Genomic DNA, 16,354 nt, shown 5'->3' with positions numbered 1-16,354 from the left:
ACACCATCGTCGACATGGACGTCTGGGGCTGGGCCCGCATGATCCCCTTCATCATGGGCGACGACGCCTTTGCCAAGTATCCCAACGTCAAGCGGCTGGTCGACGAGATCTCGGCACGGCCGGCAGCGGCCAAGGCGATCGCGCTGAAGGACAATTTCAAATTCAAGGCGGAAATGGACGACGAGGCGCGCGCCAACATGTTCAAGCACCTCGCGGTGAAGGCGGCCTGATCAGACTGCACTCGGCAAAACGGCGCCCTTCGCGGGGCGCCGTTTTCGTTTCAATCATCCAGAAACCGTAGGGTGGGCAAAGGCGCGCTTGCGCCGTGCCCACCTTCCCTTCGATACGCTTTCGCGGAAGAGTGGTGGGCACGCTTACGCTTTGCCCGCCCTACGATTAGGACGTCAATCATCGAGTGCCGCGATCGCCTCGATCTCGATCAGCCAGCCCGGCCGAGCGAGACGCGTGACCACCACCAGCGTGCTCGCCGGCGGCGTCTGCGTGTTGATGTAGCGGTCGCGGATCGCGCGGAATTTCGGCACCTCGGCCGGATCGACCTCGGCGACCAGATAAACGTTCATCTTGACGATATCGGCCATGGTGGCGCCGGCGGTCTCGATCGCGATCTTGACGTTGGCGAACACCCGCTCGACCTGGGCTTCGAAATTGCCCTCGCCGACCAGCGCGCCGGACGCATCGCTCGATACCTGGCCGGCCAGATAGATCAGCGTCCCCTTGTTGACCTTCGCGACATGCGAATAGCCGACCGGCGGCGGCAGCGTCGCCGGGCTGAAGAATTCCTTGCTCATGCGCTTTCCTCCCTTGCTTTGCGCCAGTCTAGCGCTGCGGAGCTGCCGCCGCCACCGTCTCCCCGGGATCACCCAGCACGGCTTCGATCAGCGCCGTGTCGGAATATTCCTTCACCTCGGTGATCCGGCCCTCCGACAGCCGAAACACGAAGCAATATTCGTTGTTGTACGGCTTTCCTTCCCGGGTGAGGTTGTCGCCGCGGGCCTCGACGATGACGTAATCGCCGTCGGCGAGGAAGCGATGCGCCACCGTGCGCGACCGCGCCACCAGTTTTGCGCGCAGCGGCCCCAGCAGATCGCGCAGCACGGCCTCCTTGCCGTCGAAGCTGCCCGACCATTTGTTGCTGCCGATGTTGATCCAGCGACAATCGTCCGCCATGCGGTCGGTAAACAGCGTGCCGTCGCGGTTGGCGAGCCCGGCAAAAATCTCCTGCATCAGTTTCCTGTTGTCGATGGCGCTCATGCGGCCCCCCTCAGGCGTCTTGCGCGACGGCGGGAACCCGGGACGCCGGAAACGACCCGAGCACACGCTCGACCAGCGTGGAGTCGCAATATTCCTTGATCTGCCTGATCCTGCCGTTCTCGATCCGGTACACCATGCAATATTGCTGGTCGTAGCGCAGGCCCGTCCTGGTGACGTTGTCGCCGCGCGCCTCGACAACGACATGGTCATCCTCGGCGATGAAGTTGAACGCGACGGTCCGCGGCCGCACCGCGAACAGCGAGCGGAAATGCCCCATCAGGCCTTCCAGGATCGCCTCGCGTCCCCGGAATTCGTGCGACCAGGAATACTGGCCGGTGACAATCCAGCTGGCATCGTCGGCGAGATGGTCGACGAATGTGGTCCCGCTGCGGTTGGCGGAATCCGCATATACCTGTTGCACCAGTTTCTTGTTGGCTGCGGCGGTCATGATGGCTTCTCCGTGGATCGACTTCCGCCCGATCATGGCGCGCCGCGCGACATTCTTCCAATCGATAGTGAATATGATATATATTCACTTGATGAATTTGAATTCGCTTGACCTCAACCTGCTGGTCGCGCTCGAGGCGCTGCTGAGGGAAGCCAGTGTCAGCCGCGCCGCGATGCGGATCGGGCTGTCGCAGCCGGCCACCAGCCATGCGTTGCAGCGGCTGCGCGACCTGATCGGCGATCCCCTGCTGGTACGGTCAGGCGCGCGCATGGAGCTGACGCCGCGGGCGCAGGCCCTGCGCGGACCGCTGGCGCAGGCCCTCGACCAGATCCGCGGGCTGTTTGTTTCAGACGATTTCGACGCCGCCAGCAGCGAGCGGCATTTCCGGCTGATGATGCCGGATCTCGCGGTCGAACTCCTGATGCCGCCGCTGATGGCGAAGGTCACCAGGGCGGCGCCGAACGTAAAAATCGACGTGGTGCCGTGGCGCGGACCAGCGATCTTCAGCCCCGAATTCGCCCGCACCATCGACCTCGTGATCTCGATCGGCGACGCGTTCAAGGGCTTTCACCGCCAGCGCCTTTACACCGACAGCGACGCGCTCGCGGTGCGGCGCGGCCATCCCGCCGGCACCAGACTGGAGCGGCGCGATGCGTTCCTGGCGGCACGTCATGTCGCCGTCGTGATCCGCGGCCAGAGCGAGGATCTGATCGACGGCTGGCTGCGGGCCAAGGGGATCGAACGCCGGGTCGCGCTGGTCGTATCCGGCTATATCGAGGCGCTGCATGTCACCGCGCGCACCGACCTCGTCGCCTTCGTGCCGCGCCGGCTGATCGGCGCGCTGTCGAAGCAATTGTCGCTGCTGACGATCACCCCGCCGCTCGATCCCGGAATTGACGAACAGTTCCTGTTCTATCCGACGCGCGCGCAGATGGATCCCGGATCGATCTGGCTGCGCACCATCCTGCTCGGAATTGGGCGGGAAATGGAACGGAAGAAGCGGCGGACGTCGGCGTGATGCGAACAGCTCCGCGCTCGAACGAGCGCATCGGCAATCGGAACCGAAACCGGCTCCCGCGTTTGTCCTTTTGCCACAATGGACGCGCGCGCGGACAGGACATCGTGCGGCATTCGCAGCCACAGCAAGGGGAACGCCGTCTTGACGAAAGTGCTCGATGTCTTGATCCGGAAGTTGCGGGAGCACTCGCGCCTCGGCCGGGACGATTTGATGGAGCTTCATGGATTGAGCCATAAGATGAGGCAGCTGCGGTCCGGCGAGGATCTGATCAGGCAGGGTGACCTCCCTGGCGTCTCCGCGCTCGTGGTGTCGGGGATGGTCGGTCGCTACCATTTGCTGCCGAACGGGAAACGGCAATACCTCTCGTTTCACATGGCGGGCGACATGCCGGATTCGCAGGCCCTTTTCATCGAAAGGATGGATCATGCCGTTTGCGCCATCGGACCCGCGTCCATCGCCTTGCTGCCGCACAGGGAACTGATCCGGGCCTTCCATCGGCGGCCACCATTGTCATTCGCCATCTGGCGCGAAACGCTCATCGATGCCGCGATTTTTCGGGAAGCCATCACCAACAACAGCGCGAGAACCATGCCGGCGCGCATGGCTCATCTGTTCTGCGAGCTGTTGTACCGTGCGCGGGCGTCGGGCCTTGCCACCGGGAATTCCTGCCAGGTACCCATCGGACTCAATCAACTCGGCGAAACGCTCGGGATGTCGATTGCCACGGTCAATCGCACGCTGCAGGAGCTTCGCGCCGCCTACGCGGTGGAGCTCCGGGGCGGCGAACTCATTGTCGGAAACTGGCGCAAGCTGGCTGAACTCGGTCAATTCGATCCCGGCTATCTTCACCTCAAGAAGCCGCCGATGTGAGGACCTGAGACATCGCCGGGCACCAGGTTCGAAACAAGCGCAGCATCACAAATTATTCAACCCTATCAAATGATACGTTCTGGCATGATGGGCCGGGTAAACTCCCCTGCAACATGGGAGAACCTGGATGGACCCGAACCGCTGCCCGAAATGCAAGAAACGCTTGATGGCGATGACCGACAGGACCGGCCGGACGTCACTCGTTTGTCTCAAGTGCGATCCGGTCGATCCGATGCAGACCGACGCCATCAAATGGGCCCGGAGCAGCCTGGCAGTACCCGTCAAGCCCCGGGCGTGAGGGACGCGGCGCCCTCCGAGGTCATCTTTTTTCGTCCGCCAGCACTTTCTGCACCGCCGGTCGTTCCGACATCCGCTTGCGGTGATCCGCCACCTTCGGCAGTCCGGCGGGATCGACGCTGTCGCCTTCGAGCCACTGCGCCAGCGTAAACAAATAGGCATCGCAGATCGTATACTGCTCGCCCATCACCCACGGCCCCTTCAGCATGTCACGCTCGATCAATGCGAAACTGGCGCCAACGCTCTCCGGCACCTTGCGCTTCATGTCGGCGAAGGAGGATTCCTCGGTGGCCCAGCGGTAGCCGCGCATCCGGTGGGCATGGTTGATGTGCACGGTCGAACACAGATAGCTGTTGAACGACTGCGCCTGCGCAAAGGCGAAGGCGTCGTCCGGCGCCAGCTTCGCCCCGGGAAAGCTCTGCGCGATGAAGGCCAGCATCGCCGGGGTTTCGGTCAAAACGCCGCGATCGGTCACCAGCGCCGGCACCCGGCCCTTCGGATTGACCGCCAGATATTCCGCGCTGTTCTGCTGGTTGGATTTGAAATCGATCCGCTCCGTGGTGTAGGTGGCGCCGGCCTCCTCGAGGGCGATATGCGAGGCGAGCGCGCAGGTGCCGGGGGCGTAATAGAGCTTGAACATGTCGATCCTCATGTGAAGGCCCGACGTTAGCCGCAGGCCGCGCGATGGTCCACCCCGGATGGCGACAGCGCTTCGCAGTTGCCCCCTTCCGCCTGCCATGTCATGACGCCCCGGTAAAAGGGGCGTATCATGACCGTACTTATCGCCGGCGGCGGCATCGGTGGGCTGACGCTGGCGCTCAGCCTGCACCAGATCGGCATTGCCGCCAAAGTGTTCGAGAGCGTGCCGGTGCTGAAACCGCTCGGCGTCGGCATCAACGTGCTGCCGCACGCGGTGCGCGAACTGATCGAGCTCGGCCTGCTCGACCGGCTCGATGCGGCAGCGGTCCGCACCAGCGAGCTGGCGTTTTTCTCCAAGCACGGCAAGCCGATCTGGAGCGAACCGCGCGGCATCGAGGCCGGCTACAAATGGCCGCAATTCTCGATCCATCGCGGCGCGCTGCAGCAGATCCTGCTCGACGCCGCGATCGAACGGCTGGGTGCGCAGAACATACTCACCAGCCACCACCTTGCGGGCTGGACCGAGACCCAGAACGGGGTCCGCGCCGATTTCATCGACAAGGCCACCGGCCGCCCCGCGGGCAGTCACGACGGCGCGATCCTGATCGCGGCCGACGGCATTCACTCCGCGGTCCGCGAAAAACTCTATCCGCAGGAAGGCCCGCCGATCTGGAACGGGCGCATTCTCTGGCGCGGCATCACCGCGTCGGAGGCGTTCCTGTCCGGCCGCAGCATGATCATGGCCGGCCACGAAATCCTGAAATTCGTCTGCTATCCGATCTCGAAGCAGCCCGACGCCAGCGGCAAGCACCAGATCAACTGGGTCGCCGAGCGGCATATGCCGCCGACCTATCAATGGCGGCGGGAGGATTACAACCGCAGCGCCAGGCTGGAAGAGTTTCTGCCGTGGTTCGAGAACTGGAAATTCGACTGGCTCGACGTCCCCGGGCTGATCCGCAATTGTCCGCACGCCTACGAGTACCCGCTGGTCGACCGCGATCCGATCCCGCAATGGACCTTCGGCCTCACCACCCTGATGGGCGATGCCGCGCATCCGATGTATCCGATCGGCTCCAACGGCGCCTCGCAGGCGATCCTCGACGCCCGCGTCCTCACCCGCGAGATCCTGGCGCATGGCCCGACCCATGCCGCGCTCATCGCCTATGAGGCCGAGCGCCGGCCCGCGACCACCGATCTCGTCCTGCTCAACCGGCGCAACGGCCCGGAACAGGTGATGCAGATGGTCGAGGAACGCGCGCCCGACGGCTACGACGTCGTGACCGACGTTTTGTCGCTGCAGGAGCTGGAAGACATCGCCGCCAACTACAAGCGGGTCGCCGGCTTCCAGGTCGAGGGCCTCAACGCCAAGCCGCCGATCGTGCAGATGCCGGCAACAGCGGCGCAGGCCGGCTAGGCGCCGGCGGCAGCCACTATGTGTCGCCCGCGTCGACCGACCGAACTCCGAGAGTGTCCTTCATGACCAGCCTTCCCGATCCCCGCCCGCGCGGAAAATTGCCCGCCCGCTATGCGGCTATCGTGCTGCCGCTTATCCTGTCGCTGCTGATGACGTTCGTCATTTCAGGGGTTTCGACGCTGATGAGCCTCGGACCGACGCCCGCTTTCGTCTCGACCTGGCCGGCGGCCTGGGCCCTGTCGTGGGTTGTCGCGTTTCCGACACTGATCGTGCTGCTGCCGCTGGTGCGGCGCATTGTGGCGCGCGTCGTCGAATCGCCGCCTCACAAGTAGTCTATCCACCCAGTCCGTGCGCGATCACCTTGCGCATGACGCTGGGCAGCGCTTCGTCGTCCAGCGTCGCGACCGGCACCCAGCGCATGCCCTCGGGCGCGCGCGCGCGTGCCGGCACCTTGGCGGTGTAGACCGCCAGTTCCAGCGGGAAATGCGTGAACACGTGGGTGACGGTTCCGGCCTTGCGATGCCAGCGCGCGACGCCTTTCAGCACGGGCGCCTGCTGCAGCGCCGCCATGTCATCCTGCGCGGCGAGCCAGTCCGAACCCGGCACTTCGGTCATGCCGCCGAGCAGGCCTTTTTCGGGCCGGCTGCGCACCAGCAGTTGATCGCCGCGGGTGACAACGAAGGCCGCGCCCCGGCGCAGCGCGCCTGATTTCTTCGGCGCCTTGCGCGGATAGCTCTCCTGATCGCCGCGGGCCCGCGCCGCGCAATCGTCATTGAGCGGACACAGCGCGCAGGCCGGCTTCTTCGGCGTGCAGATCGATGACCCCAGATCCATCAGCGCCTGCGCGCTATCGCCGGCGCGAGACTTCTCGCCGCCGGCGCGGGACTCGCCGAGCAGCGTCGCCGCCAGTTGCCGGATCAGCGGCTTGGCCTGCGGCAGCGTCTGTTCCACCGCGAAAAGCCGCGACACCACGCGCTCGATATTGCCGTCGACCGGCATGGTGCGGCGGCCGAACGCAATCGCCGCAATCGCCGCGGCGGTATAGGGCCCGACCCCCGGCAGCGATCGCAGACCTTCCTCGGTATCGGGAAACGCGCCGCCATGGTCGCGCAGCACCGCCACCGCGCAGGCGTGCAGATTGCGGGCGCGCGAATAATAGCCGAGCCCGGCCCACATCCGCAGCACGTCGTCGAGCGAGGCGCGGCCGAGCGCATCGACCCCGGGCCAGCGCGCCAGAAACTTCTCGAAATACGGCCCGACGGTTTTGACGCCGGTCTGCTGCAGCATGATTTCCGAGAGCCACACCCGGTACGGATCGGCCCGCTCTCCCGCCGGCGGCCGCCACGGCAGCCTGCGGCGATGGCGGTCGTACCAGGCGAGCAGCAGCCCCGGGCGGGCGGTGCCGTCCGAGGCGACGGGCAGCTTCTTCTTGATGGTTGCTGACGATGCGGACACACCCGTATTTTAGGATCAGAATCGAGTCATGACCAGCAAGCTTCGTGTTGCCAGCTATAACGCGTAACGTTATAATGCACCATGATTCAGGGCTTCATCGATTCCGAGGCGGAGTTGATCTGGTCGGGGCGTCGGAGCCGAAGATTACCGGCAGAAGTCCAGAACGTTGCTTTAAGAAGACTACGTCTTATGAATCAGGCCCGGATGCTCGGCGATCTTCGTGTGCCGCCCGGGAATCGCCTTGAGGCTCTGAGTTCGGATCGGCAAGGACAACACTCGATCCGGATCAACGATCAATGGCGCATTTGTTTTGTGTGGGATGAGGGAGGACCGTCACGTGTCGAAATCGTCGACTACCACGACTAGAAGCGGGCTTCTTGCCAATCCCCATCCCGGCGAAATCCTGCTGGAGGAGTTCCTCAAGCCGATGGGCCTCAGCCAGAATGCGCTGGCGCGCGCGGTTCATGTCGCACCGCGCCGCATCAACGAGATCGTGCTTGGCAAGCGGGATGTCACCGCCGACACCGATCTGCGGCTCGCCCGCTATTTCTGCCTGTCGGAAGGCTTCTTTCTCGGGCTGCAGATGGATTATGATCTGATGCAGCGGCGGCGCGAGATCGACCGCGATCTCAAGACGATCCGACCGCGCGCCGCGTGAGGAACGACACGGCCAAGGAAACAGATGGCACGCTTCTCACGACCCGGGCCGATCAGCGCCAAGCCGTTGTCCGTCCTGCTCAGCGACGTTTTTTCCGACGCCTATGCCAGGCAGGGGTTCGCCGCGCGCGAACTGGTGACGCGCTGGGGAGAAATCGCCGGCCCCGAAGTCGCCGCCCACTCCCAACCCCTCAAGATCCAGTGGCCGCGGCCGGTGGAGGGACAGCCGCAGGAGCCGGCCACCCTGGTGCTGCGGGTGGAGGGCCCGATGGCGCTGGAGATCCAGCACGCCTCCGACGTGATCCTGCAGCGGGTCAACCGGTTCTTCGGCTGGAACGCGGTCGGCCGGCTGGCGCTGCGGCAGGCGCCGCTGGTGCGGCGGGACCGGCCGGCGGCTTCCCGCGCCCCGGACCCCGGGGAGGTGGCGAAGGTTGCCGAAACCCTCGATGCGGTCGAGGACGAGGAATTGCGGGCGGCGCTGGCGCGGCTCGGCGCGTCGATCAAGCGAAATTGAGGCTGCCCCGGGGTCGCCGGGGCGGCCTGCCATTGCCACAATTATGGTTTCAAGCTAGCGAACAGTTTCCAGCGAGAGTTTCTTGTGTCTTCGGGCGTGAACGCGCCAATCCGGGAGCAACCCCTTGATCATCACGCGCCGCGCCTTCACCACCGCCCTGTCGCTGACCGGGCTCAGCCTGCTCGCCGGGTTTTCTCCGTTGCGCCTGATCGAGGGCGCGATGGCGCAGAGCGCGTCCGACGTCGCCAAGCCGGGATCGCTGCCCGACATGGCGCTCGGTCCCGCCACCGCCCCGGTGACGATCACCGAATACGCGTCGCTGACGTGCGGGCATTGCGCGAACTTCAACGAAACCGTGTTTCCGAAGATCAAGTCGGAATACATCGACAGCGGCAAGATCCGCTGGGTGTTCCGCGAATTCCCGCTCGACATCAAGGCCGCGGCGGGCTCGATGCTGGCACGCTGCATCGCCAAGGAAGATACAGGCAAGTATTTCGCCGTTATCGACATGCTGTTCAAGCAGCAGACCGACTGGGTGTCCAAGAACACCACCGAGACGCTGATGCGGATCGGCAAGCAGGCCGGCCTGAGCCAGCAGGCGGTCGAGGACTGCCTGAAGGATCAGGCGCTGCTCGACAAAATCGCCGCCGACCAGAAGTTCGCCAGCGAGGTGCTGAAGGTGAGTTCGACACCGACCTTCTTCATCAACGGCGAGATGGTCAAGGGCTCCACCTCGTTCGAGGAGTTCGACAAGCGGATCAAGGCGCTGCTGAAGAGCTGATTCGAGTTTCTCGGCTCGCCGCCCCGGCGACCGCCGGGGGCCCATGTCGCGTGATCTGTTGTGCGATGTGGCGATGGGCCTTTTTTCCTGCTGACGCGCGGGATTGTGGGTCCCGGCGATCGCCGGGAAAACACTGGGTCAGGCTTCAACGCTTTCGACAAATCCCCCGCAAATCCCTTGGGAAAAGCCCGGGGCGGCGGTTGCCCTCCGGCCCCGGCCTCGCCATTGTCGCGGTGCATAAGGGTTGCCCCGCGCGACTCGGCCACACACCGACATTGCCTTCTATGGTACTGTCCCGGCAGGGAGATTCGCGCCCGGCCAACAGAGAATCGCGTCCATGAAGCTGACCCGTCTCCGCCTGCACGGTTTCAAGTCGTTCGTCGAACCCACCGACTTCATGATCGAGCCGGGCTTGACCGGCGTGGTCGGACCGAACGGATGCGGCAAGTCGAACCTGGTCGAGGCGTTGCGCTGGGCGATGGGCGAAACTTCGCACAAATCGCTGCGCGCCGCCGACATGGACGCGGTGATCTTCGCGGGCTCCGGCAACCGTCCGTCGCGCAACCATGCCGAAGTGGTGATGACGATCGACAATTCCGACCGCTCGGCGCCGGCGGCGGTGAACGACCGCGAAATCCTGGAAATCTCGCGCCGCATCGAGCGCGAGGCCGGCTCGGTCTACCGCATCAACGGCCGCGACGTGCGTGCGCGCGACGTCCAGATCCTGTTTGCCGACGCCGCCACCGGCGCGCGTTCGCCGGCGCTGGTCCATCAGGGCAAGATCGGCGAGATCATTCAGGCCAAGCCGGAACAGCGCCGCCGCGTGCTGGAAGACGCCGCCGGCGTCGCCGGGCTGCACGCCCGCCGCCACGAGGCCGAACTGCGGCTTCGCGCGGCCGAGACCAACCTCACCCGCGTCGAGGATGTGGTCGGGCAACTGGCCGGACAGATCGACGGATTGAAGAAGCAGGCGCGCCAGGCCATTCGCTACCGCGAGGTCGCGGCCAAGGTGCGCAAGGCCGAGGCCATGCTGTTCCATCTGCGCTGGCTGGAAGCCAATGCCGACGTCGCGGAAACCGCCCACACCCACGACCTCACCGTTCGCGAAATGGCCGAGCGCACCCGCGAGCAGGCCGAGGCCGCCCGCATCCAGGCGATCCGCGCCTCCGAACTGCCGGCCCTGCGCGAGGCGGAAGCCCGCGCCGCCGCCGGGCTGCAGCGGCTCACCAATGCGCGCGAAACGCTCGACCGCGAGGAAGAGCGCGCCAAGGAGCGCGTCTCCGAACTCGACCGCCGGCTGACGCAGTTTTCCGCCGATATCGCCCGCGAGCAGCAGCAGAGTTCGGACGCCGAGGTGGCGCTGCAGCGGCTTGAGACCGAAGACACCGAACTGAAGGAAGAGATCAAGTCGCGCGTCGAAAAGCGGAGCGGCGTCGATGAACGCGTCTCCGAGGCCGAGGCAACGCTGGCATCGGCCGAACGGCTGTTCGCCGAACTGACCACGGTGCTCGCCGACCTCACCGCCAAGCGCAACCAGCTCGAAGGCAATGTGCGGACCCATCGCGACCGGCTGGCGCGGCTCGATCAGGAGATCGCCAACGTCGCCAGCGAGGAGCAGAAGCTGGCGCAGGAAACCAGCGGATTCGGCGATCTCGCCGAACTCGCCGGGATCATGGAGACAGCGCAGCATAGTCTGGCGGAATCCGAAGCCATGGCGCAGGCCAGCGAGGCCGGCCATGTCGAGGCCCGCGCCAGGCTGGAAGCCGCCCGCGCGCCGCTCAACGAGGCCGACAAGCGGGTGCAGCGGCTCGAGACCGAAGCACGCACGATCTCGAAACTGGTCAACAGCGAAACCAAGAACCTGTGGCCCCCGATCATCGACGGCGTCACCGTCGCCAAGGGCTACGAGAAGGCGATCGGGGCCGCGCTCGGCGATGATCTCGACGCGCCGGTCGACCCGTCGGCGCCGATGCGCTGGACCAATTCCGGCGTCACCGAGGGCGATCCCGCGCTGCCCGAGGGCGTCGAGCCGCTCGCCGCCCATGTCGACGCGCCGCCCGAGCTGGCGCGCCGCCTCGCCCAGATCGGCGTCGTCTCGAAAGAGCGCGGCGCGGAGCTGGTGTCGCAGCTGAAAACCGGCCAGCGGCTGGTGTCGCCGGAGGGCGACGTCTGGCGCTGGGACGGTTTCGTCGCGGCAGCCCATGCGCCGACCGGCGCGGCGCGGCGGCTCGCCGAGCGCGCCCGGCTGGTCGATATCGAGAACGAACTCGAACAGGCCCGCATCGATGCCTCCGCCCGGCGCCAGGCGCTGGAAACCGCCGAGGCCGCGCTGAAGGCCGCCTCCTCCGCCGAGGGCTCCGCCCGCGAAGCCTGGCGGGCCGCCCAGCGCGAGGCCGATGCCGCGCGCGAGCGCCATGCCGCGACCGAGCGCGAAATCAACCGCCATGCCGCGCGAAAATCGGCCCTGACCGAAGCGCATACCCGTCTCAACGCCGACCGCGCCGAGGCCGAAAGCGCGCATGAAAGTGCCGCCGCCGCGCTCGACGAATTGCCGCCCAGTCTCGACACCGAGACGAGGCTTGCCGCCGTTCGATCCGACATCGAGGGCCATCGCCGTTTCGCAGCTCAAGTGCGGGCCGAAGCCCAGGCGCTGGCGCGCGAGGCGGAGCTGGCCGACCGCCGGCTGCAGGCCATCATCGCCGAACGCAACCAGTGGCAGGAGCGCAAGGCCGGTGCGGCCTCGCACATCTCCACCATCGAGGCCCGCATCACCGAGGTCACCGCCGAGCGCGCCGAACTCGACAATGCCCCGGCGCTGTTTGCGGAAAAGCGCCGCGCCATCATCGGCGAAATCGAAGCGGCCGAATCCGCCCGCCAGGTCGCCGCCGACGCGCTTGCCACGGCCGAGAATTTGATGGCGGAAACCGATCGCGCGGCGAAGATTTCGCTCGAGGCGCTATCGAGCGCGCGCGAGGCCACCGCCCGTGCCGAGGAGCGCATGGAAGGCGCGCGCCGCCGGCTCGCCGACATCGAGCGCGAAATCCACGACATGCTGGAGGTCGAACCGCACGCAGCGGCCGGTCTCGCCGAGATCGAGCCGGGCGCCGAGCTGCCGCCGCTCGCCGAAATCGAGGAGAGCCTCGAAAAGCTGCGCCGCGACCGCGAGCGGCTGGGGGCGGTCAATCTGCGCGCCGAGGAGGAACTGCACGAGGTCGAGGCCCAGCATACCGCGCTCACCACCGAACGCGACGACCTCGTCGAAGCCATCAAGCGGCTGCGCCAGGGCATCCAGAGCCTCAACCGCGAGGCGCGCGAGCGGCTGTTGACCTCGTTCGAAATCGTCAACGGCCATTTCAAGCGGCTGTTCACCGAACTGTTCGGCGGCGGCGAAGCCGCGCTGCATCTGATCGAGAGCGACGACCCGCTGGAAGCCGGTCTCGAAATCATCGCCAAACCGCCCGGCAAGAAGCCGCAGACGCTGTCGCTATTGTCCGGCGGCGAGCAGGCACTGACCGCGCTGGCGCTGATCTTCGCGGTGTTCCTCACCAACCCCTCGCCGATCTGCGTGCTGGACGAAGTCGACGCGCCGCTCGACGACCACAATGTGGAGCGGTTCTGCAACCTGCTGAACGAGATGACGTCCTCGACCGACACGCGCTTCATCATCATCACCCACAACCCGATCACGATGGCGCGGATGAACCGGTTGTACGGCGTCACCATGGCCGAGCGCGGCGTGTCGCAACTGGTGTCGGTGGCACTCGACGAAGCCGTGAAGATCCTAGATCAGCACGTGGCGTGAGGCCCCTTCCCTTCTCCCCTTGTGGGAGAAGGTGCCTTTGCAAAGCGAAGGCGGATGAGGGGTCTCTATCCGCGGAGAAAGACCCCTCACCCGTCTCGAATGCGCTGCGCGCATTCGATCCACCCACTCCCACAAGGGGAGAGGGGAAGAAAACCAGATGATCCCTCCCGACCTTCCCTCCGAACTGAAGTCCGCGCTCGACGCCAGGCTGCACGGGCTATCGCGCAGCGACGCCGCCGAACGCTCGGCCAACATCTCGAAAACCTATCGCGATGGTGGCGGCTCCGACGCGATCCGCTCAGAGGCCGACGCGCTCGCTTATGCGCTGGCGCGGATGCCGGCGACCTATGCCGCGGTCACGGCCGGCCTGAACGCGCTGGCCGAAATCACGCCGGACTTCGCGCCTGAAAGCCTGCTCGATGTCGGGGCCGGACCGGGCACCGCGAGCTGGGCGGCGGCGGAGGCGTTTTCCTCGTTGACGGGATTTACGCTGCTCGACGCCAACGGCGCGCTGCGCGCGCTGGCGCTGGAGTTGGGCGGCGCCAGCACGCGCCTGCGCGGCATGGACTACCGGCGGGGCGAGGCCCGCGCCGAGCTTGCCCGGGCTGACGCCGCCGACCTCGTGGTGGCGAGCTACATGATCGGCGAGATCGGCGACGCTGAAAGGATGGCGCTCGCCGACCTGATGTGGGCCAGGACCCGCGATACGCTGCTGGTGGTCGAACCCGGCACACCGGCGGGCTATGCGCGGATCATCGCGCTGCGGGCGCAGTTGATCGCGGCGGGCGCGCATGTCGCGGCGCCCTGTCCGCATGACGGCCCCTGTCCGCTCGATGCGCCCGACTGGTGTCACTTCAGCCAGCGGCTGCCGCGCTCGCAGGCGCACCGGCAGCTCAAATCCGCCGAACTGGCCTATGAGGACGAACGATTCGCCTATGTCGCGCTGACGCGCGCCCCGGCCGCGCGGCGCCCCGCCCGCGTGCTGGCGCAGCCTGTCGTCAGCAAGGTCGAGGTGACGGCCAAGCTCTGCACGCCGCAGGGGCTCGCCGTCACGAAGGTGTCGCGCCGCGCCAAGGCTGATTTCGCCCGCGCCCGGCGCTGGCGGTGGGGCGATGCGGCGATGAAGGAAAGCTAGCGCGATCAAGAGGATGCTATCTGTGCATGGGGTTGTTTTCGGGATTCGACTCCGACCGCCCCTCTTGAACTTATCGCGCTCCGGCTTCGACCAACCGGAGCCTCACCTCGCGGCGGGCTGCCGCGCGGGCCGGATTTGGTCTAGCGTGCCCGCCTTCGTCGTCTCACCAGGAGTTTTTTTGCCATGTCGACCGGCTGGATCGTTCTCGGCGTCATCGTCGCTCTCGTGTTTTTCGCGTTCGCCATGTACAACCGCCTGGTCGCGCTCAGCCAGCGCGTCGGCCAGGCCTTTGCCGACATCGACGTGCAGCTCAAGCAGCGCCACGACCTGGTTCCGAACCTGGTCGAGACCGTGAAGGGCTATGCCAGCCACGAGCGCGGCACGCTCGACGACGTCATCAAGGCCCGCAACTCCGCGATGTCGGCGCAGGGACCGGGACAGGTCGCGGCCGCCGAAAACGTGCTGAGCGGCGCGCTGGGCAGGCTGATCGCGCTGTCGGAGGCCTATCCCGACCTCAAGGCCAACGCCAACTTCCAGCAGCTGTCGAGCGAATTGTCCGATCTCGAGAACAAGATCGCGGCCGCCCGCCGCTTCTTCAACAACGCGGTCCAGGAATACAACACCGGCATCCAGCAGATGCCCGCGGCCCTGTTCGCCGGCACGTTCGGTTTCACCGCCAGGGAATTCTTCGATCTCGGCGCCTCCAGGACGCAGGTCGAAGCGGTGCCGACGGTCAAGTTCTGAGGCACGTCGCCCGTCATTCCGGGGCGATGCGAAGCATCGAACCCGGAATCCCGGGATTCCCTGTTCACGCCGTTGGCGTGCCCCGGAATGACAGCCACTAGCGGAAACAAGCACCATGGCCGCCTACGGTCTTTATACGCACATCGCATCGAACAAGCTTCGTTCGATGCTGCTGCTTGCCGGGCTGTTCCTGCTGATCTACGTGCTGGTCTATGCCGGCGCGCTGCTGGCGGAAGTCGTTTTAAACAGCAACCGGTCGGTCAATGACTATCTTGTGCTGGCGGCGCGCGACCTGATGACAGCGTTCCCCTATGCCACGGGCGCCGCGGCGCTGTGGATCGTGATCGCCTATTTCTTCCACCAGAACATGATCGATGCCGTCACCGGCGGCGAGGCCGTGACGCGGAAACAGCAGCCGCACCTCTACAACCTGCTGGAAAACCTCTGCGTCTCCCGGGGCATCCCGATGCCGAAGCTTAAGATCATGGACAGCGACGCGCGCAACGCCTTCGCCAGCGGGCTCAACCAGCGGCAATACGCCGTCACCGTCACGACGGGCCTGTTGCAGGCGCTGGATGATCAGGAGCTTGAAGCAGTGCTCGGCCACGAGCTCACCCACATCCGCAATGGCGACGTGCAGTTGATGGTGACTGCGGTAATCATCGCCGGCGTAGTCGGCTTCTTCGGTGAACTGTTCTTCCGCATGTTCACTCATCTGAGCTGGAATTCTGCCGGCAGATCATCGTCGTCGAGGTCGTCTTCCTCGTCGGACAGCAACAGCAAGGGCGGCGGCGGCGCCATCGTCGTCGTCATCATCGCGGTGGTGCTGATCCTGCTGGCCTGGCTGCTGTCGCAAGTCGTAAAACTGGCGCTGTCGCGGTCGCGCGAATTTCTTGCCGACGCCGGATCGGTCGAACTGACCAAGAACCCCGACGCCATGATCTCGGCGCTGCGCAAGATCGAGAACCGCGGCGAGCTTCCCGGTGCCACCTCGGCGGTGATGGAAATGTGCGTCGACAACCCGCGCGAGGGATTTTCCGACCTGTTTGCCACCCATCCCTCGGTGGAGTCCCGGGTGCAGGCGCTGGTGAAATATGCCGGCGGCCGCGATCCCGGGCGGCTGCCGCTGCCGTCGGATAGCGAGGCCGGGCCGGACGACGGCCAGTCGGAGCGGCCGGCCTCGACGGACTCGCTTCCGCCGCCGGTCCCCGCCGCGCCGGGGAGCGATGGCCCGGCCCGCGCCGCGCGCGGCCCCTGGGGCCGGCGCAGCTGAACCCGTGGCTGGCCGAATCGACCTCCGCGCGTTAA

At 66.0% G+C, this 16,354-nt stretch carries 17 protein-coding genes and 1 pseudogene; 13 read left to right on the top strand and 5 right to left on the bottom strand.

Annotated elements, in window-relative coordinates:
* Positions 1-230: pseudogene (locus tag Q8R73_RS07450) on the top strand (glutathione S-transferase family protein); the annotation flags it as partial.
* Positions 231-404: 174 nt separating this feature from the next.
* Here the strand turns inward: Q8R73_RS07450 and Q8R73_RS07445 are convergent.
* Genes Q8R73_RS07445 through Q8R73_RS07435 form a run of 3 tightly spaced genes read right to left on the bottom strand, consistent with a single transcriptional unit; the run spans position 405 to position 1,720 of the window.
* Positions 405-809 carry a RidA family protein gene (locus Q8R73_RS07445; protein WP_305718896.1) on the bottom strand — a complete coding sequence of 135 codons (405 nt, stop codon included), beginning with the start codon at positions 807-809 and terminating at the stop codon, positions 405-407.
* Positions 810-837: 28 nt separating this feature from the next.
* A complete protein-coding gene (locus tag Q8R73_RS07440) occupies positions 838-1,272 on the bottom strand; it encodes a nuclear transport factor 2 family protein (protein WP_305718895.1) in 435 nt (144 codons plus the stop codon).
* 10 nt (positions 1,273-1,282) lie between these two features.
* Positions 1,283-1,720, bottom strand: coding sequence for a nuclear transport factor 2 family protein (locus Q8R73_RS07435; RefSeq protein WP_305718894.1), 438 nt, complete (start codon positions 1,718-1,720; stop codon positions 1,283-1,285).
* 91 nt (positions 1,721-1,811) lie between these two features.
* Here Q8R73_RS07435 and Q8R73_RS07430 point away from each other — a divergent pair, with 91 nt between their 5' ends.
* Both Q8R73_RS07430 and Q8R73_RS07425 read left to right on the top strand, forming a co-directional pair.
* Complete coding sequence (locus Q8R73_RS07430) at positions 1,812-2,738, top strand: LysR family transcriptional regulator (protein ID WP_305718893.1); 927 nt, start codon at positions 1,812-1,814, stop codon at positions 2,736-2,738.
* A 210-nt stretch (positions 2,739-2,948) separates the two neighbouring features.
* A complete protein-coding gene (locus tag Q8R73_RS07425; RefSeq protein ID WP_305718897.1) occupies positions 2,949-3,608 on the top strand; it encodes a Crp/Fnr family transcriptional regulator in 660 nt (219 codons plus the stop codon).
* 319 nt (positions 3,609-3,927) lie between these two features.
* Here the strand turns inward: Q8R73_RS07425 and Q8R73_RS07420 are convergent, their stop codons facing one another.
* Positions 3,928-4,545: a glutathione S-transferase family protein gene (locus Q8R73_RS07420; RefSeq protein WP_305718892.1), complete on the bottom strand. Its 618-nt coding sequence runs from the start codon at positions 4,543-4,545 to the stop codon at positions 3,928-3,930.
* A gap of 129 nt (positions 4,546-4,674) precedes the next feature.
* On the opposite strand from Q8R73_RS07420, the gene Q8R73_RS07415 reads away from it, so the two are divergent.
* The gene (locus Q8R73_RS07415; RefSeq protein ID WP_305718891.1) at positions 4,675-5,958 is read left to right on the top strand and encodes a flavin-dependent oxidoreductase; all 1,284 of its coding nucleotides are present in this window, start codon (positions 4,675-4,677) and stop codon (positions 5,956-5,958) included.
* 62 nt (positions 5,959-6,020) lie between these two features.
* A complete protein-coding gene (locus tag Q8R73_RS07410) occupies positions 6,021-6,290 on the top strand; it encodes a DUF2798 domain-containing protein (RefSeq protein WP_305718890.1) in 270 nt (89 codons plus the stop codon).
* 1 nt (position 6,291) lies between these two features.
* Here Q8R73_RS07410 and mutY read toward each other — a convergent pair whose 3' ends face one another.
* A complete protein-coding gene (gene mutY / locus Q8R73_RS07405; RefSeq protein ID WP_305718889.1) occupies positions 6,292-7,413 on the bottom strand; it encodes an A/G-specific adenine glycosylase in 1,122 nt (373 codons plus the stop codon).
* Positions 7,414-7,494: 81 nt separating this feature from the next.
* Here mutY and Q8R73_RS07400 point away from each other — a divergent pair, with 81 nt between their 5' ends.
* From Q8R73_RS07400 to Q8R73_RS07365, 8 genes are all read left to right on the top strand, one after another.
* Positions 7,495-7,779 carry a type II toxin-antitoxin system RelE/ParE family toxin gene (locus tag Q8R73_RS07400; RefSeq protein WP_305718888.1) on the top strand — a complete coding sequence of 95 codons (285 nt, stop codon included), beginning with the start codon at positions 7,495-7,497 and terminating at the stop codon, positions 7,777-7,779.
* Positions 7,751-8,071 (top strand): HigA family addiction module antitoxin, encoded by a 321-nt coding sequence (locus Q8R73_RS07395; protein WP_305718887.1) that lies wholly within the window; start codon positions 7,751-7,753, stop codon positions 8,069-8,071. The genes Q8R73_RS07400 and Q8R73_RS07395 overlap by 29 nt, the downstream gene beginning before the upstream one ends.
* A 24-nt stretch (positions 8,072-8,095) precedes the next feature.
* Positions 8,096-8,584, top strand: a complete 489-nt coding sequence (locus Q8R73_RS07390; RefSeq protein WP_305718886.1) for a DUF721 domain-containing protein — start codon at positions 8,096-8,098, stop codon at positions 8,582-8,584.
* A gap of 124 nt (positions 8,585-8,708) precedes the next feature.
* Positions 8,709-9,365 (top strand): DsbA family protein, encoded by a 657-nt coding sequence (locus tag Q8R73_RS07385; RefSeq protein ID WP_305718885.1) that lies wholly within the window; start codon positions 8,709-8,711, stop codon positions 9,363-9,365.
* Positions 9,366-9,702: 337 nt separating this feature from the next.
* On the top strand, positions 9,703-13,167 hold the full coding sequence (smc, locus tag Q8R73_RS07380; protein ID WP_305718884.1) for a chromosome segregation protein SMC: 3,465 nt from the start codon (positions 9,703-9,705) through the stop codon (positions 13,165-13,167).
* A gap of 157 nt (positions 13,168-13,324) precedes the next feature.
* On the top strand, positions 13,325-14,302 hold the full coding sequence (locus Q8R73_RS07375) for a small ribosomal subunit Rsm22 family protein (protein WP_305718883.1): 978 nt from the start codon (positions 13,325-13,327) through the stop codon (positions 14,300-14,302).
* Positions 14,303-14,485: 183 nt separating this feature from the next.
* Positions 14,486-15,046, top strand: a complete 561-nt coding sequence (locus Q8R73_RS07370) for a LemA family protein (RefSeq protein WP_305718882.1) — start codon at positions 14,486-14,488, stop codon at positions 15,044-15,046.
* A 115-nt stretch (positions 15,047-15,161) separates the two neighbouring features.
* Positions 15,162-16,319, top strand: coding sequence for a M48 family metallopeptidase (locus Q8R73_RS07365; RefSeq protein WP_305718881.1), 1,158 nt, complete (start codon positions 15,162-15,164; stop codon positions 16,317-16,319).
* The last annotated feature ends 35 nt before the right edge of the window (positions 16,320-16,354 follow it).

This window comes from Bradyrhizobium sp. (assembly GCF_030697065.1).
Taxonomy (GTDB): Bacteria; Pseudomonadota; Alphaproteobacteria; order Rhizobiales; family Xanthobacteraceae; genus Bradyrhizobium.
Note: the sequence above shows the minus strand (reverse complement) of the source record. Positions and strands in the feature narration are given on the sequence as shown.

Excerpts from the sequence above, each read along its gene's own strand:
- Q8R73_RS07445 (WP_305718896.1), bottom strand. The coding sequence starts at position 809 with ATGAGCAAGGAATTCTTCAGCCCGGCGACGCTGCCGCCGCCGGTCGGC.
- Q8R73_RS07440 (WP_305718895.1), bottom strand. The coding sequence starts at position 1,272 with ATGAGCGCCATCGACAACAGGAAACTGATGCAGGAGATTTTTGCCGGG.
- Q8R73_RS07435 (WP_305718894.1), bottom strand. The coding sequence starts at position 1,720 with ATGACCGCCGCAGCCAACAAGAAACTGGTGCAACAGGTATATGCGGAT.
- Q8R73_RS07430 (WP_305718893.1), top strand. The coding sequence starts at position 1,812 with ATGAATTTGAATTCGCTTGACCTCAACCTGCTGGTCGCGCTCGAGGCG.
- Q8R73_RS07425 (WP_305718897.1), top strand. The coding sequence starts at position 2,949 with ATGGAGCTTCATGGATTGAGCCATAAGATGAGGCAGCTGCGGTCCGGC.
- Q8R73_RS07420 (WP_305718892.1), bottom strand. The coding sequence starts at position 4,545 with ATGTTCAAGCTCTATTACGCCCCCGGCACCTGCGCGCTCGCCTCGCAT.
- Q8R73_RS07415 (WP_305718891.1), top strand. The coding sequence starts at position 4,675 with ATGACCGTACTTATCGCCGGCGGCGGCATCGGTGGGCTGACGCTGGCG.
- Q8R73_RS07410 (WP_305718890.1), top strand. The coding sequence starts at position 6,021 with ATGACCAGCCTTCCCGATCCCCGCCCGCGCGGAAAATTGCCCGCCCGC.
- Q8R73_RS07400 (WP_305718888.1), top strand. The coding sequence starts at position 7,495 with ATGATTCAGGGCTTCATCGATTCCGAGGCGGAGTTGATCTGGTCGGGG.
- Q8R73_RS07390 (WP_305718886.1), top strand. The coding sequence starts at position 8,096 with ATGGCACGCTTCTCACGACCCGGGCCGATCAGCGCCAAGCCGTTGTCC.
- smc (WP_305718884.1), top strand. The coding sequence starts at position 9,703 with ATGAAGCTGACCCGTCTCCGCCTGCACGGTTTCAAGTCGTTCGTCGAA.
- Q8R73_RS07375 (WP_305718883.1), top strand. The coding sequence starts at position 13,325 with ATGATCCCTCCCGACCTTCCCTCCGAACTGAAGTCCGCGCTCGACGCC.
- Q8R73_RS07370 (WP_305718882.1), top strand. The coding sequence starts at position 14,486 with ATGTCGACCGGCTGGATCGTTCTCGGCGTCATCGTCGCTCTCGTGTTT.
- Q8R73_RS07365 (WP_305718881.1), top strand. The coding sequence starts at position 15,162 with ATGGCCGCCTACGGTCTTTATACGCACATCGCATCGAACAAGCTTCGT.